Source organism: Polaromonas sp. YR568 (assembly GCF_943369675.1).
Classification (GTDB): domain Bacteria; phylum Pseudomonadota; class Gammaproteobacteria; order Burkholderiales; family Burkholderiaceae_C; genus Polaromonas.
The window spans coordinates 37127-52462 of sequence record NZ_CALROB020000037.1; the positions used below are offsets into that span (position 1 = coordinate 37127).

The window sequence follows — 15336 nt, forward strand, 5'->3', positions numbered from 1 at the left end:
ATGGCGCCTACGCGACGGCCCAACCGCACCAGACGGGTATAAAGTCCTCACAGAATCACCCCCCGAGGAGACAGCATGCACACCAATCAGACCACCCTCGAGAACTTCTACGCGGCCTTCGCCCGCCTCGACTCCGGCGCCATGGCCGCCTGCTACGCGCCCGACGCCCAGTTCGACGACGAGGTTTTTTCCTTGCGCGGCCATCGTGAGGTCACCGGCATGTGGCACATGCTGTGCAACCTCACCAAGGCCAAGGGCGCCGACGTCTGGAAGCTCACGTCAAGCGGCATCGAAGCCGATGCGCGCACCGGGAAATCTCACTGGGAGGCCGACTACCGCTTCAGCACCACCGGGCGCATGGTGCACAACGTGATAGACGGTGTGTTTGAATTCAACGAACAAGGCCTCATCATCCGCCACCGCGACCGCTTCAATTTCTGGTCGTGGTCGCGCCAGGCGCTGGGCACGCCCGGCCTGCTGCTGGGCTGGACGCCCTTTCTGCGCGCCAAGGTCAAAGCACAGGCGGCGGCGAATCTGCAAAAATACCTGGCCCAGCGTAACCATTAAATTTCAGCGGGAGTCGCCCATGCCCTGGTTTGACGGCTTTGAATCGCGCAGTTTCGAGGTCAATGGCGCCTCCATCCATGCGCGCGTCTCCAAAACCATCCTGGGCGAGCCGCAGCGGCCCGCGTTGCTGCTGTTGCACGGCTTCCCGCAATCGCACGTGATGTGGCACCGCGTGGCCCAGCGCCTGGCCCGGGACTACTTCCTCGTGATGCCCGACCTGCGCGGCTACGGCGACTCCTCCAAGACCGCCGGCCTTCCCGACCACAGCAATTACAGCAAGCGCAACATGGCGCACGACATGGCCGGCGTGATGGACGCGCTGGGCATCAACCGTTTCCTCCTGTGCGGCCATGACCGCGGCGGGCGCGTGGCGCACCGGCTGGCGCTGGACCATGCCGCGCGCGTGCTCAAGCTTTGTGTCATCGACATCGCGCCCACGCTGGACATGTACGAGGGCCGCAGCATGAGCGAGCCCTACATGGTTTTTGCGCGCGCCTACTACCACTGGTTCCACATGCTGCAGCCGGCGCCGCTGCCCGAGATCATGATGGGCGCCAACCACCCTGAAACCGCCAAGGCCTACCTGCACGCCAAGCTGGGCGGCTGGGGCAGCGCGGGCATGAACTACATCGAGCCGCGCGCGCTGGCCGAATACGAGCGCAGCTTTTGCAATGCCGAGGCGCTGCACGCCGCCTGCGAGGACTACCGCGCCGGCGCCGGCATAGACCTCGATCACGATCGCGACAGCCGCGCACAGGGACAGAAACTGGCCTGCGACCTGCTGGTGCTGTGGGGCGAACGCGGTGTGGTGCACCGCCTGTTCGACCCGATGGCCTTGTGGCGGGCACAGTGCGGCGGTGAAGTCACCGGCCAGGCCATGCCGGCCGGCCATTTCATTCCCGAAGAGCAGCCGGAGGCGACCGCGCGGGCGCTGCGGGATTTTTTCAACTGATTCACCCGGAGCTTCAGGCCATGTCGCACTACAGCGCAGAAACCTTGTGGGAACGCAAGGATGCCGACTTCCTGGACAACCGCTACAGCCGCCTGCACCTGCTGCGCTTTGACGGCGGCCTGGAAGTGCCGGGCTCGTCCTCGCCTTCCGTCGTGCCGCTGCCGATGTCCGACGCCTCGGCGCTGGACCCGGAAGAGGCCTTTGTCTCCTCGCTGTCGAGCTGCCACATGCTGTGGTTCCTGACCATGGCCGTCAAGCGCAAGTTCCGCGTGGACCGCTACTTCGACGCGGCGACCGGCGTGATGGAAAAGAACGCCGAAGGCAAGGTCGCGATGACCGTCGTCACCCTGCACCCCGAGGTGACGTTTTCCGGCGAGCGCCAGCCCAGCCGCGAGGAACTGGACAAGCTGCACCACGACGCGCATGAGGCCTGCTTTATCGCCAACTCGGTGAAGACCGACGTGCGCTGCGAACCGGTATACGGCGGCGCATGACGCAGCGGCGCCCGCTGCTGATCGCTCTCGGTCTGCTCGTGCTGGGCGCGCTGCTGTGGTCGGGCCTGGCGCCCTACGACCGCGGCACCTGGGTGCTGGAAGTCGCGCCGGCCGTGATCGCCGCACCGGTGTTGCTGGCGACAGGGCGGCGCTACCCGCTGACCACGCTGCTTTACGTGCTGATCGCGCTGCACATGCTGGTGCTCATCCTGGGCGGCGCCTACACCTACGCGCGCGTGCCGCTGGGCTTCTGGATGCAGGAGGCGCTTCACCTGGGCCGCAACCCTTACGACAGGATAGGCCACCTCATGCAGGGCCTGGTGCCCGCGATGGTCGCGCGCGAACTGCTGCTGCAGCGCGCTTACCTCACCAGCCGGCGCATGGCCGCTTTCCTGTCGGTGTGCGTCGCCATGGCGATCAGCGCCGTCTATGAGCTGCTGGAATGGTGGGCGGCGCTGGCGCTGGGCCAGGGGGCCGACCAGTTCCTGGGCACGCAGGGAGACCCATGGGACACGCAGTCCGACATGTTCATGGCGCTGATAGGCGCGACGCTGGCGATGGCCCTGCTGACCCGCTGGCAAGACCGGCAGATGCGGCCGCTTGCCGGCGCATGGCTTACTTCAGCCAGCCGCGCTTCCTGAAATACCACATGGGCACCACGGCGCTGGCCACCATCAGCACGATCGCGTAGGGGTAGCCCAGCGCCCAATCCAGCTCGGGCATGAGCTTGAAGTTCATGCCGTAAACGCTGGCGATCAGGGTGGGCGGCAGCAGCGCGACGCTGGCCACCGAGAAGATCTTGATGATCTTGTTCTGGTTGATGTTGATGAAACCGACCGTGGCGTCCATCAAAAAGTTGATCTTGTCGAACAGGAAAGCCGTGTGCGAATCCAGCGAGTCGATGTCGCGCAAAATCTGCCGCGCTTCCTCGAACTGCTCGGCGTTGAGCATCTTGCTGCGCATCATGAAGCTGACGGCACGGCGCGTGTCCATCATGTTGCGGCGTATGCGGCCGTTCAAGTCCTCGTGGCGGGCGATGGCGCCCAGCACCTCGCCGGCCAGCGCGTCGGTCACGTCGCCCGACAGCACCTGGGCGCTGACTTTTTCAAGCTCGACGTAAATGCCTTCGAGCGTGTCGGCCGAGTATTCGGCGTCGGCGTCGAACAGCTTGAGCAGCACTTCCTTGGCGTCTTCAAGCAGGCCGGGCGCGCGGCGCGCGCGCATGCGCAGCAGCCGGAACACCGGCACGTCCTCGTCATGGATGGAAAACAGCACACCCTTGCTCTTGAGGTCGTCGTTGACGAGGTTCAGGATGAAGGCGACGCGCACGGTGCGCGGTTCGGCGTCGTCGGCGATCAGGAAGTCGGAACGTATGTGCAGCTCGCCGTTGTCTTCCTCATAGAAGCGCGCGGACTCCTCGATGTCCTCGTCCATCGCGTCTTCGGGAATGGACAGGCCGTAGTACTGCTTGATCCAGCGTTTTTCTTCGAGGGTGGGAGATTCCAGGTCGACCCAGATGGGCTGGAACTTGGAGAGCTCTTCCAGGGATTCGATCTCTTCCTGGAAAAGCCGGCCGTTGGCGAGCGTGAAAATATTGAGCATGACTGACTGCCTATCGGTTCAGGGGCCTGCACAAGGCGTACGCTCGGGCCTTGCGCGAAAGCGCGGTAAAGGGGCGGGATGATGGCATCGCTTTCAACCCCCTTTTGAACGTCGGCTTTTGCGCGGCCTGGCGTCAGTCTGCGGTGTTGAAAGCTAGCGACTAGGGCTGCTTTCCAAGGATGTCTCCGTAATGAATCAGCGGCGATTATGGCATTTCAGGCCAGTCCAAGCTACCGCGCGAGCTACATAAAAAAGGCGAGAAGCTCGTCTTTACGCGCGTAGGCATCATGCTCACCGAGCGCCATCAGCGCCTTCACACAGCCCGGCTCGAACAGCAGGTAGCTGGCCAGCGCGGCGCCGCCTGGGCTGCCCTTGGCGCCCAGCGCGCCGAGGCCGGCCAGCGCGTTGTAGGTGGCCGCGGGCAGCTCGCTCGCATGGGCCTGCGCCAATGCGTCCAGCGATTGCGAGGGCGCGATGGCCAGGATGTCCACCGGCCGGTAAGGCATGAGCGCGGCGATTTCGCGCGGCATCTGCCGCACGGTCTTGCTGACGCGCTGGGCCTGCTCCACGTCGGCCTGCAAGGTGTCCTGGAAGACGCTGGCCATGGCATGGCCGGCAATCGCGCCCAGCGTGGGCCGGCCGCTGACGTGGGCGCCGTTGCCGCCGCCCACAAAACCGGCGCGCTCGGGCTGCCCGACGCCGATGACCAGCACCTTGCCGGCGCCCAGGTGCAGCGCCGGCGACAGCGGCGAACTCTGGCGCATGGAACCGTCGCCGAAGAACTCGGCATGGCCGTCTACCCACAGCGGCGTGGACGGAAACAGGAAGGGAATGGCGCTGGAGGCCATCAGGTGCTCGATGGTGATGGGCTGGAATTCGGCGCGGCGGCCCGGCCGGCTCCACAGGTCGGACTGCCGGCCCGCCGCCATCTGGCAAAACGTCCAGTGCACGCCGCTGGTGTAACTGGAGGCGGTGACCGCCACGGCGCGCAGGGTCCGCTCCTGCAGGGCCTGCTCGATGCGGTCCAGCGAGATGACACGGTGCAGCGTGTCGACCAGCGGCGTGTTGTCCAGCAAGGCCTGCTGCGCCCGCACCTGCTGCGACAAAAACAATGCCGCCGCGATGCGGCTTGAACGTATCCAGGCCGGCACCTTGAGTTTGTAGACCTGCGAGGAACGCAGGGTGGTCCAGAAGTTGGCAAGCTGGGAAAAGGCCTGCAGGCCCTCGCCGGCGCGGCTGGCCAGGAAAGCCGCGTTGAGCGCGCCGGCCGAAGTGCCCACCAGGATGCTGAACGGAAAGCGCTCGCCGGCCGCGCCGCCCTGCAGGCTCAGCATGGTCGACAGCGCATGCAGCACGCCGGCCTGGTAGGCGGTGCGCGCACCGCCGCCCATGAGCACCAGGGCATTGCGGTCCTCGTCGGGCCGGGTCAGCGCGGAGGAAATAATGGTCTCAAGCGACATGGGACCGGAATTGCGGCGAGCGTGATGGAAACGGGCGGTGCATTGTCTTCAGAAGGCTGCTTGTTATGGTTTTCTTGCCGCACGGTACATGCTGTCCCGTCCTTGCCGAGGGCCCGGTCGCGGTCGCGGTCGTCGCCAGGAAGCATGATGCCGCCGGCGCGGAGTTCCCGCAAGCCAGGGGGCTTTTCACCCGCATCGCGCGGCTTCAAAAACACCAGCGAAATCAAGGGCTTGCCGTGCCCTTCATGCCGTGCATTTGCCGCCCCATGCCCAATGGAATCCAGGGTCAAGGGGTTTTTCACAAGGTTTCATATTTATTGCAAGCCCGGTTGCAAATGACGGCCTTCGGGCGCATAGTGAATCCAAGAGCGTTGTCCCCGTCTGCCGCCCTCCCTCACGGGCCGGGTGGTGTTTTAAAACCCAGTTCCAAACTTGGAAAAGGAGTCTCTTTATGAACTTGACGATCAGCGGTCACCATCTTGAAGTTACCCCCGCGCTGCGCGGTTACGTGACCAGCAAGCTGGATCGGATTACCCGGCATTTCGACCAGGTAGTGGACGTAAAAGTCCTGTTGACAGTGGACAACATGAAAGAAAAGGAAAGACGCCAGCGGGCCGAGTGCAATGTACACGTCAAGGGCCGCGACCTGTTTGCCGAGAGTTCCCACGCTGATCTCTACGCCGCCGTTGACGAGTTGACCGACAAGCTGGACCGCCAGGTCGGACGTTACAAAACCAGAACCCAGGACCACCACCACGTTGCCGCCAAACGCCAGGCCTGAAGGGCCTCCCCGTTTTTTGCCTGATCCGGTGCGCCGCCCTGCGGGAGTGCGCATTTTTTGCGGCGCGATACGGTGGAAGATTCCGCCCTGTCGCCCTGTAGCGGGCTTGCACGGATCGCATAAAAAAGCCGCTTGAGGCCTCAAGCGGCTTTTTTATGCCTCTTTTTCCAGCAAACCCGCTGCAAAGTGCATAATTCGGCGACTAAAAGATTGTTATGAACCGTCTTTCGCAAATATTGCCCCCCTCCCAAGTGCTGGTAGCCGTTGAAGCGACCAGCAAAAAGCGCGCTTTTGAAGAAGCCGGACTGCTGTTCGAGAACCAGCACGGCTTGAACCGCGCGCTGATCACCGACAGCCTGTTCGCCCGTGAACGCCTGGGCTCGACCGGCCTGGGTCACGGCGTGGCGATTCCGCACGGCCGCATCAAGGGCCTCAAAGCGCCGATGGCTGCGGTGTTCCTGCTGCAGGCCCCCATCGGTTTCGATGCACCGGACGAACAGGCCGTGGGCCTGCTGATTTTCCTGCTGGTGCCCGAAGCCGCCACGCAAAAGCACCTCGAAATCCTCTCGGAAATCGCCGAGCTGCTCAGCGACAGCACCTTGCGCGAACAGCTCAAGACCAGCACCGACGCCGCGGGCTTGCACCACCTGATCGCTTCCTGGCACTCCGTCCACGAAGTCAGTTCCTAGGTCCAACGGGCCTTCCCCGAGTCACAGGCAGGCATGAAGCCCACCGTTGTCAGCGCCGACGTTTTATTTGAAGACCACCGCGCCTCCCTGAAGTGGGAATGGGTTGCCGGCCTGGGCGCCTCCGAGCGGCGCTTCGACGAAGTAGCCGTGCGGGCCGCGCGCTCCGGCGCCGACCTGGTCGGTTACCTCAACTACATCCATCCCTACCGCGTGCAGATCCTGGGCGAGCGCGAGGTCGCCTACCTGACCAACGCAAGCCCCGAGGACTGCGCCCGCCGCATCTCGCGCATCATCACGCTGGAGCCGCCGGTGTTGATCGTGGCCGACGGCCAGGTAGCGCCCGACACGCTGCTGTCCATGTGCGAGCGTGCGCAGCTGCCGATGTTCGCCACGCCGGAGTCGGCCGCCTTCGTGATCGACGTGCTGCGGGCCTATTTGTCCAAGCATTTTGCCGACCGCACTTCGATGCACGGCGTGTTCATGGACATCCTGGGCATGGGCGTGATGATCACCGGCGAATCGGGCCTGGGCAAAAGCGAGCTGGGCCTGGAGCTGATTTCGCGCGGCCACGGCCTGGTCGCCGACGACGCGGTGGACCTGTATCGCATCAACCAGACCACGATCGAAGGGCGCTGCCCGGAATTGCTGCAAAACCTGCTGGAGGTGCGCGGCATAGGCCTGCTCGACATCAAGGCGATTTTTGGCGAGACGGCGGTGCGCCGCAAGATGCGCCTGAAGATGATCGTGCACCTGGTGCGCCGCGAGACGCTGGAGCGCGACTACGAACGCATCCCTTATGAGCCGCTGACGCAGGACGTGCTGGGCATCCCGGTGCGCAAGGTCATCATCCAGGTGGAGGCCGGCCGCAATATCGCCGTGCTGGTGGAAGCCGCAGTGCGCAATGCGATTTTGCAGCTGCGCGGCATCAATACTTACCAGGAGTTCGTCGAAAGGCATCGCCGAGCCATGGAACAAGACGACTAGAAGGCGAATAAACCTACTGCGCGGCCCGATCTTGCGCCTGCGGTCCTCACCGTACGGGTGTACGGTTCCGGTCCTCGACGCAAGCTCGGACCGCTCGCTACGGTTTCTTGCGCTTTCTAGGCCGCCCTGCTTATTCCCCGGAGATTCTTCGACCCATCAAGCGTGGTGATGCCTGACCGGTGCGCCGTTGCGGTTCGGGCATTTGTCCTTGGTGCAGTTGGCGTAGATCGACAGGGAGTGGTCGGCGATGGTGAAGCCCTTGGTTTTGGCGACCAGCTGCTGGCGTTTTTCGATCTCGGCGTCATAAAACTCCTCGACCTTGCCGCAGTCCAGGCACACCAGGTGGTCGTGGTGCTGGCCTTCGTTGATCTCGTAGACCGCCTTGCCGGACTCGAAGTTGCTGCGATTGAGCAGGCCGGCCTGCTCGAACTGGGTCAGCACGCGGTAGACGGTGGCCAGGCCGATGTCGGAGCGGTCTTCGAGCAGCACGCGGAACACGTCTTCAGCCGTCATATGGCGCTGTTTGCCCGCCTGAAAAATCTCCAGGATCTTCAGGCGCGGCAAGGTTGCCTTGAGGCCGGTGTTTTTCAGTTCGTCGATGTTGCTCATGGGAAAACTCTCTGGGTGAAACCGGTGTGACGCGGCGGTTGTGACCCTTCAGGGCAGGTGCCGGCCGGGAGCCCCCAGCCGCTACAATGAACAATCATATCGCTACACCCCCTTACTATGTCAGCCATGCCTGCAAATCATCGTTACAGCGCTCAAACCGCTCTCCTGCTCCTGGCTTGCACGGTGCTGGCGTCTTGCGGCAGCATGAGCAGCAGCTCGGCCAATCCCGTCAATTGGGTCACCCCCTACAAGATCGACGTCATCCAGGGCAACTTCGTGTCGAAAGAACAGGTCGAGCAGCTGCGGCCCGGCATGACGCGCGACCAGGTCAAGGCCACGCTGGGCACCCCGCTGATGGCCAGCCTGTTCCACGCCGACCGCTGGGACTACGTCTTCACCCTGAAGCGCCAGGGCGTGGAACCCCAGTCCTACAAGTACACCGTGTTCTTCAAGAACGACCAGCTGGAGCGCTTTGAAGGCGACACCATGCCGAGCGAGGCCGAGTTCATCGCCAAGCTGGGCAACCGGCGCAAACTCGGCGAGGTGCCCGTGCTGGAAGCCACCGAGGCACAGCTCAAGGCCGCGGAGAAACCCAAATCGACGGCTGCCGCGGCGCCCGCGAACGTGCCGTCCGGCGCGCCTGCCGGCAGCTACCCACCCCTCGAGAGCCCGAAACAGTGAGCGGGGCCGGCTTGACCCAGGCCCGCCCCCACCGGGTCGCGGTGGCGGGCGCCAGCGGCCGCATGGGCCAGATGCTGATCGAAGCGATCACCGCCAGCACCGATTGCCGGTTGACCGGCGCGCTGGATATCGCCGCAAGCCCGGCCATAGGCAGCGACGCCGCCGCGTTCACAGGCCGCGCCAGCGGGGTCCCCATCAGCGCCGACATCCGCCAGGGCCTGAAAGATTCCGCCGTGCTGATCGACTTCACCCGCCCCGAAGGCACGCTGGCCCACCTGGCCGCCTGCCGCGACATGGGCGTCAAGCTGGTCATAGGCACCACCGGTTTTTCCGAGGCGCAGAAAGCCGAAATCGCGGCAGCCGCCAAAGACATCGCCATCGTCATGGCCCCCAACATGAGCGTGGGCGTCAACGTCACGCTCAAGCTGCTCGAGATGGCGGCCCAGGCCCTGTCCACCGGCTACGACATCGAAATCGTCGAAGCGCACCACCGGCACAAGGTCGACGCGCCTTCCGGCACCGCGCTCAAGATGGGCGAGGTGATCGCCCAGGCGCTGGGCCGCGACCTCAAAGACTGCGGTGTCTACGCCCGCGAAGGCGTGACCGGCGAACGCGACCCCTTGTCCATCGGCTTTTCCGCCGTGCGCGGCGGCGACGTGGTGGGCGACCACACGGTGATGTTCCTGGGCACCGGCGAACGCATAGAGATCAGCCACAAGTCATCCAGCCGCAGCAACTATGCCCAGGGCAGCCTGCGCGCCACGCGTTTCCTCGACGGGCATGCCACCGGCCTTTTTGACATGTTCGACGTGCTGGGCCTGAAAAAATGAATCCGGCGCGGGGCGCGGCAGCTTCAAAGGTTTAACCCAAATGGACTTCTTCAGCCTCATGACCCAGGGCGGCATCGTCAGCCAGCTGGTGGCCGTCCTGCTGCTGGCCATGTCGGTCGCAAGCTGGGTGGTGATCCTCTGGAAAAGCTGGCTGCTCAGGCGCGCCACCGGCGACGTGGCGCGCAGCACCGCCGCCTTCTGGCAGTCGGCCTCGATAGAACAATCCCGCGAAAAAGTCGCCGCCTTCGACCGCGAAGCGCTGGTGCTGCCGCTGATCGCCGCGACCGACATCCAGGCCGGCCACACGCTGGCCACGGCGGGCGACAAATCCCAGCAACTGACCCGCGTGCTGCGCGACGCCCTTCATGGCGTCCTGCACAAGCTGCAGTTCGGCCAGGTACTGCTGGCCACCGTCGGCTCCACCGCGCCCTTCGTGGGACTGCTGGGCACGGTCTGGGGCATTTACCACGCACTGGTCGGCATCGCCTCGGCGGGCCAGATCACCATCGACAAGGTCTCCGGCCCCGTCGGTGAAGCCCTCATCATGACGGCCGCCGGCCTGGCCGTGGCCATCCCGGCCGTGCTGGCCTACAACATCTTCGGCCGCTACATAGGCCGCATCGAAGCCGACCTCGAAGGCTTCGCGCGCGATTTGCGCGAACTCCTCGCGCACAAAGGTTGACCATGGCTTTTGGCCGCCTTGAACGCACACCCGGCCCGCAGCCCATGAGCGACATCAACGTCACGCCGCTGGTGGACGTGATGCTGGTGCTGGTGGTGATCTTCATCATCACGGCGCCCCTGCTGGCCAGCACCGTGCGGCTGGACCTGCCAAAAACCGACGCCGCCAAGCCGGCCGATGCCCCGAAATTCGTCACGCTGGTCATCGACAAAGCCGGCCAGGCCTTTCTGAACGACCAGCCGATGAACCTGGACCAACTGGCGGCCCGGCTGGCCGAGACGGCCCGCCAGAGTCCCGAAACCGAAGTCCAGTTGCGGGCCGACGAGGGCGTTCCCTACGGCAAGGTGGTGCAGGTGATGGGCGTGGCGCAAAAGGCCGGCCTTAACCGCATCGGCTTTGTGGCCGACAGCCCTTCCGCCCCGGCTGTGAGCCGCTAAGCGGCGCGGGTACGGCCCAGCCCCTAAAATCGGGGATTCGCGGCAATCGGCCGCGCGGCCCGTGCCGCCCCCACCTCGCTTATTTCCTGTCCCGTTTTCCGCCTTCCCGGTTTTCCATGCAAGACAAATACAACCATCTCGACGTTGAGCGCGACGCTCAAGCCCACTGGACCGCTGCCGACGCCTACCGCGTGACGGAAGACGCCAGCCGCAAGAAGTATTACGCCTGCTCCATGCTGCCTTACCCCAGCGGCAAGCTGCACATGGGCCATGTGCGCAACTACACCATCAACGACATGCTCACGCGCCACCTGCGCATGAAGGGCTACAACGTGTTGATGCCCATGGGCTGGGACGCCTTCGGCCTGCCGGCCGAAAACGCCGCCATGAAAAACAGCGTGCCGCCGGCCCAGTGGACCTACGACAACATCGCCTACATGAAAAAGCAGATGCAGGCGATGGGGCTGGCCATCGACTGGAGCCGCGAAGTCGCCACCTGCGACCCGGCTTACTACAAGTGGAACCAGTGGCTGTTCCTGAAGATGCTGGAAAAAGGCATTGCCTACCGCAAGACCCAGGTCGTGAACTGGGACCCGGTCGACCAGACCGTGCTGGCCAACGAACAGGTCATAGACGGCAAGGGCTGGCGCACCGGCGCTACCGTCGAGAAGCGCGAGATCCCGGGCTACTACCTGAAGATCACCGCCTACGCCAACGAGTTGCTCGACAGCGTCAGCCACAAGCTGCCCGGCTGGCCCGAGCGCGTCAAGCTGATGCAGGAAAACTGGATAGGCAAGAGCGAAGGCGTGCGCTTTGCGTTCACCCACGACATCCAGGACGCCTCCGGCAAGCTGATCGGCGATGGAAAGATGTACGTCTTCACCACGCGCGCCGACACCATCATGGGCGTGACCTTCTGCGCCGTGGCGCCCGAGCACCCGCTGGCCCTGCACGCCGCCGCCTCCAGCCCCAAGGTCGCCGCTTTCATCGAAGAAAGCAAGGCCGGCGGCACGACGGAAGCCGAGCTCGCCACGCAAGAGAAAAAAGGCGTGCCCACCGGCCTCTTCGTCACCCATCCGCTCACGGGCGACAAGGTTGAAGTCTGGGTCGGCAACTACGTGCTCATGAGCTATGGCGACGGCGCTGTGATGGGTGTGCCTGCGCATGACGAGCGCGACTTCGAGTTCGCCAAAAAATACGGCCTGCCCATCCAGCAGGTGATCGACGTCAAGGGCCAGGCCTACAGCCTGGACGCCTGGGCCGACTGGTATGGCGACAAGCAGCAGGGCGTGGTCATCCACTCGGGCAAATACGACGGCCTGGGCTTCAAGGCCGCCGTCGATGCCGTCGCGGCCGACCTGGCGGCCAAGGGCCTGGGCGAGAAAAAAACCACCTGGCGCCTGCGCGACTGGGGCGTGAGCCGCCAGCGTTACTGGGGCACGCCGATTCCCATCATCCACTGCGAAGAGCACGGTGCGGTGCCGGTGCCCGAAAAAGACCTGCCGGTGGTGCTGCCGCAGGACTGCGTGCCCGACGGCTCGGGCAACCCGCTGCACAAGCACGCGGGCTTTCATGCCGGCGTGGTCTGCCCCGTCTGCGGCAAGCCCGGCCGCCGCGAAACCGACACCATGGACACCTTTGTCGATTCGTCCTGGTACTTCATGCGTTACTGCGACCCCAAAAACGGCGAGAAGATGGTGGCCGAGGGCGCCGATTACTGGATGCCGATGGACCAGTACATAGGCGGCATCGAGCACGCCATCCTGCATTTGCTGTATGCGCGCTTCTGGACCAAGGTGATGCGCGACCTCGGCTTGGTGAAAGTCGACGAGCCCTTCACCAAGCTGCTGACGCAGGGCATGGTGCTCAACGAAGCCTTCTCGCGCACCACCACCGGCAAGCAGTATTTCTGGGCACATGAACTCGACATCGTGCGCGACGAGCACGCCAAGGTGATTTCGGCAACCGCCAAGGCCGACGGCCTGCCGGTGCCCTACGAAGGCTGGACCACCATGTCCAAGTCCAAGAACAACGGCGTCGACCCGCAGGACCTGATCGAGAAGTACGGCGCGGACACCGCCCGCCTGTACACCATGTTCACCGCGCCGCCCGACACCACGCTGGAGTGGAACGACGCCGCGCTGGAGGGCTCCTACCGCTTCCTGCGCCGCGTCTGGAACTTCGGCGCCAAGCTGCAGGCCGCGCAACAGCCTGGGGATGCCGCAGCCCCAGGCAACAAGGAAACCAAGGCGCTGCGCCTGGAAATCCACACGGTGCTCAAGCAGATCGACTACGACTACCAGCGCATGCAGTACAACACGGTGGTGTCGGGCAACATGAAGCTGCTCAACGCGCTGGAAGACTTCAGAAACGACGGCTCGGCGGCCAGCCATGCGGCGCTGCGCGAAGGCTTCGGCATCCTGCTGCGCTGCCTGTACCCCGCGACACCGCACATCGCGCATGCCTTGTGGTCCGCCCTGGGCTACGCGGACGGCGAAAAAAACGGTCTGCTGGACGCCGCATGGCCCGAAGTGGACGCGGCCGCCCTGCAGCAGGATGAAATCGAACTGGTGCTGCAGATCAACGGCAAGCTGCGCGGCTCCGTCACGGTGCCGGCCGGCGCCGACAAGGCCGCCATCGAGGCGGCCGCGCTGGCATCCGAAGCGTTCACCAAACAGGCCGCGGGTGCGCCCGCCAAGAAGGTGATCGTGGTGCCCGGCCGGCTGGTGAACATCGTTATCTGAGACCGCATCCAAAAAGAGAAGGCAAGCCCATGCAGCGTCGCGCATTCCTCTCCGTGTCGGCCACCGCCGCCGCCCTCATGCTCAGCGGCTGCGGCTTCGCGCTGCGCAAGGCGCCCAGCTTCGCCTTCACGACGCTGTATTCCTCCATCAACTCACAGCTGGGGGTGGGACTGAGGCGGTCGCTGCAGTCCACCCGCAAGGTGGAGGTCATCTCCGACCCGCGCAGGATGGCCGAGGCGCAAGTCATCCTTGAAGTGCTGGGTGACCAGCGTGAAAAAGTGGTGCTCAGCCTCAATGCCGCGGGCCAGGTGCGCGAATTCCAGCTGCGCCTGCGCTTTCGCTTCAGGCTGCGCACACCGGCGGGCAAGGAACTGATTCCCGACACCGAAATCCTGCAGCAACGCGACATCAGCTTCAACGAGTCCGCCGTGCTGGCCAAGGAAGCCGAAGAAACCTTGCTTTACCGCGACATGCAGAACGACGTGATCCAGCAGATCATGCGCCGCCTGGCGGCCGTGACGGAGCTGTAGCCAGCCAGGCGAGGATCAGGCCCGCATCAGCGTGCTCTTGCCGAACAGGCTCTCGATCAGGTCCACCGCGACTTCGGCCGTGCCGTTGCGCACGTCCAGCGCGGGGTTGAGTTCCATCACGTCGAGCGAGCCCAGCAGGCCGGTGTCCGCGATCATCTCCATGCACAGCTGGGCCTCGCGGTAGGTCGGCCCGCCCTTGATGGCGGTGTCCACGCCGGGCGCGATGGACGGGTCCAGGAAATCCACGTCGAAGCTCACGTGCAGGTGGGTGTCGGCGTCCATGCCGGCCAGCGCTTTTTCCATGGTGTGGCGCATGCCCATCTCGTCGATGTAGCGCATGTCGAAGACCTCCAGGCCCTGCTGGCGCACAAAACGTTTTTCGCCTTCGTCCACGCTGCGGATGCCGATCTGCCGGATGGCCGAGGGGCTCATGGCCGGCGTGGCGCCGCCTATGCCGGTCAGCTCGGCCGGGCCGTGGCCGCACAGCACGGCCACCGGCATGCCGTGCACATTGCCGGTGGGCGTAAGGGCGTTGGTGTTGAAGTCGGTGTGCGCGTCCAGCCACAGCACGCGCAGCTTTTTGCCGGTGGCGCGGCAATGGCGCGCCACCGCGCTGATGGAGCCTATACCCAGGCAATGGTCGCCGCCCAGCAGGATGGGCAGGCGGCCGGCGGCCAGGCTCTGGTACATGGCCTCATGCACCGCCTTGTTCCAGTCGACCACTTCGTCCAGGTGCCGGTAACCGTCCGCCGGCGGCAGCCAGGGATTGGTCGGCCCGGCCAGGTTGCCGGTGTCGGCGACCTCCAGGCCGCGCGCCTGCAGCGCCTCGCGGATACCGGCCACGCGCAGGGCCTCGGGCCCCATGGAAGCGCCGCGGCTGCCCGCGCCTATGTCGGTGGGAGCGCCTATCAGGTCAACGGTGGTGGTCATCAACGGGCCATTTCAGGGATGGTGGCTGGGCGGGTTGGCCTGACTGTACGGGCTGCGGCCGGCGCCAGCAAGCCGAACAGGTCCTTGGGGTTGTCCAGGCGCGGCACCAGGTCGATCTGCCGGCGGTTGGCCGCGTCAGCCAATTGCAGCTTGTGCAGGTAACGCAGGGCTGAATAGTCTTCCAGCGCAAACCCGACCGAATCGAAAATCGTGACCTCCTGGGGCGAGGCGCGCCCTGTCGCCGTGCCCTTGAGCACATCGGCGAATTCAGCCACCTTGAAATCCTCCGGCATCTGCTGGATTTCGCCTTCGATGCGCGACTGCGGCTCGAACTCGACCACCACGCGGGCGTCCTTGCGCAGCA

18 protein-coding genes and 1 pseudogene are annotated in these 15336 nt (G+C 64.7%); 13 read left to right on the forward strand and 6 right to left on the reverse strand.

Features of this window, described 5'->3' with window-relative positions:
- Positions 1-75: 75 nt before the first annotated feature.
- From ACLV8F_RS18610 to ACLV8F_RS18625, 4 genes are read left to right on the forward strand one after another with little or no spacing between them, the layout of a single operon-like run.
- A complete protein-coding gene (locus tag ACLV8F_RS18610; protein ID WP_411885689.1) occupies positions 76-567 on the forward strand; it encodes a nuclear transport factor 2 family protein in 492 nt (163 codons plus the stop codon).
- 19 nt (positions 568-586) lie between these two features.
- The gene (locus ACLV8F_RS18615; RefSeq protein ID WP_411885690.1) at positions 587-1519 is read left to right on the forward strand and encodes an alpha/beta fold hydrolase; all 933 of its coding nucleotides are present in this window, start codon (positions 587-589) and stop codon (positions 1517-1519) included.
- Between the two features lie 20 nt (positions 1520-1539).
- A complete protein-coding gene (locus tag ACLV8F_RS18620; protein WP_411885691.1) occupies positions 1540-2013 on the forward strand; it encodes an OsmC family protein in 474 nt (157 codons plus the stop codon).
- Entirely contained in the window at positions 2010-2654 is a 645-nt protein-coding gene (locus tag ACLV8F_RS18625; RefSeq protein ID WP_411885692.1) for a DUF2238 domain-containing protein, read from the forward strand. The genes ACLV8F_RS18620 and ACLV8F_RS18625 overlap by 4 nt, the downstream gene beginning before the upstream one ends.
- On the opposite strand, the gene corA is transcribed toward ACLV8F_RS18625, so the two are convergent.
- The 3 genes from corA to ACLV8F_RS18640 all read right to left on the reverse strand — a co-directional run bounded on the left by corA (position 2629) and on the right by ACLV8F_RS18640 (position 5365).
- Entirely contained in the window at positions 2629-3615 is a 987-nt protein-coding gene (corA, locus tag ACLV8F_RS18630) for a magnesium/cobalt transporter CorA (RefSeq protein ID WP_411885693.1), read from the reverse strand. The genes ACLV8F_RS18625 and corA overlap by 26 nt on opposite strands.
- A 242-nt stretch (positions 3616-3857) precedes the next feature.
- Positions 3858-5075, reverse strand: a complete 1218-nt coding sequence (locus ACLV8F_RS18635) for a patatin-like phospholipase family protein (RefSeq protein WP_411885694.1) — start codon at positions 5073-5075, stop codon at positions 3858-3860.
- Positions 5042-5365, reverse strand: coding sequence for a hypothetical protein (locus tag ACLV8F_RS18640; protein ID WP_411885695.1), 324 nt, complete (start codon positions 5363-5365; stop codon positions 5042-5044). Before ACLV8F_RS18640 ends, ACLV8F_RS18635 begins: the two co-directional genes overlap by 34 nt.
- 161 nt (positions 5366-5526) lie before the next feature.
- Here ACLV8F_RS18640 and hpf point away from each other — a divergent pair, with 161 nt between their 5' ends.
- The 3 genes from hpf to hprK all read left to right on the forward strand — a co-directional run bounded on the left by hpf (position 5527) and on the right by hprK (position 7529).
- Positions 5527-5856 carry a ribosome hibernation-promoting factor, HPF/YfiA family gene (gene hpf / locus ACLV8F_RS18645; RefSeq protein WP_007872838.1) on the forward strand — a complete coding sequence of 110 codons (330 nt, stop codon included), beginning with the start codon at positions 5527-5529 and terminating at the stop codon, positions 5854-5856.
- A 215-nt stretch (positions 5857-6071) separates the two neighbouring features.
- Positions 6072-6545 (forward strand): PTS sugar transporter subunit IIA, encoded by a 474-nt coding sequence (locus tag ACLV8F_RS18650; RefSeq protein ID WP_411885696.1) that lies wholly within the window; start codon positions 6072-6074, stop codon positions 6543-6545.
- A 33-nt stretch (positions 6546-6578) separates the two neighbouring features.
- A complete protein-coding gene (hprK, locus tag ACLV8F_RS18655) occupies positions 6579-7529 on the forward strand; it encodes an HPr(Ser) kinase/phosphatase (protein WP_411879630.1) in 951 nt (316 codons plus the stop codon).
- Positions 7530-7685: 156 nt separating this feature from the next.
- Here the strand turns inward: hprK and fur are convergent, their stop codons facing one another.
- Positions 7686-8138: a ferric iron uptake transcriptional regulator gene (fur, locus tag ACLV8F_RS18660; protein ID WP_411885697.1), complete on the reverse strand. Its 453-nt coding sequence runs from the start codon at positions 8136-8138 to the stop codon at positions 7686-7688.
- Positions 8139-8264: 126 nt separating this feature from the next.
- Between fur and ACLV8F_RS18665 the strand changes: the two genes are divergently transcribed.
- The 6 genes from ACLV8F_RS18665 to lptE all read left to right on the forward strand — a co-directional run bounded on the left by ACLV8F_RS18665 (position 8265) and on the right by lptE (position 14042).
- On the forward strand, positions 8265-8819 hold the full coding sequence (locus ACLV8F_RS18665) for an outer membrane protein assembly factor BamE (protein WP_411885698.1): 555 nt from the start codon (positions 8265-8267) through the stop codon (positions 8817-8819).
- 11 nt (positions 8820-8830) lie between these two features.
- Positions 8831-9649 (forward strand): 4-hydroxy-tetrahydrodipicolinate reductase, encoded by an 819-nt coding sequence (gene dapB / locus ACLV8F_RS18670; RefSeq protein WP_411885699.1) that lies wholly within the window; start codon positions 8831-8833, stop codon positions 9647-9649.
- A 40-nt stretch (positions 9650-9689) separates the two neighbouring features.
- Positions 9690-10331 carry a MotA/TolQ/ExbB proton channel family protein gene (locus ACLV8F_RS18675; protein WP_411885700.1) on the forward strand — a complete coding sequence of 214 codons (642 nt, stop codon included), beginning with the start codon at positions 9690-9692 and terminating at the stop codon, positions 10329-10331.
- Positions 10332-10333: 2 nt separating this feature from the next.
- Complete coding sequence (locus ACLV8F_RS18680; protein ID WP_411885701.1) at positions 10334-10768, forward strand: ExbD/TolR family protein; 435 nt, start codon at positions 10334-10336, stop codon at positions 10766-10768.
- Positions 10769-10884: 116 nt separating this feature from the next.
- Complete coding sequence (gene leuS, locus ACLV8F_RS18685; protein ID WP_411885702.1) at positions 10885-13512, forward strand: leucine--tRNA ligase; 2628 nt, start codon at positions 10885-10887, stop codon at positions 13510-13512.
- 29 nt (positions 13513-13541) lie between these two features.
- A complete protein-coding gene (lptE, locus tag ACLV8F_RS18690) occupies positions 13542-14042 on the forward strand; it encodes an LPS assembly lipoprotein LptE (protein ID WP_411885703.1) in 501 nt (166 codons plus the stop codon).
- A 15-nt stretch (positions 14043-14057) separates the two neighbouring features.
- Here the strand turns inward: lptE and rocF are convergent, their stop codons facing one another.
- Complete coding sequence (gene rocF, locus ACLV8F_RS18695; protein WP_411885704.1) at positions 14058-14972, reverse strand: arginase; 915 nt, start codon at positions 14970-14972, stop codon at positions 14058-14060.
- Positions 14972-15336, reverse strand: a pseudogene (locus ACLV8F_RS18700) (ornithine cyclodeaminase); the annotation flags it as partial. The pseudogene ACLV8F_RS18700 and the gene rocF, both read right to left, overlap by 1 nt.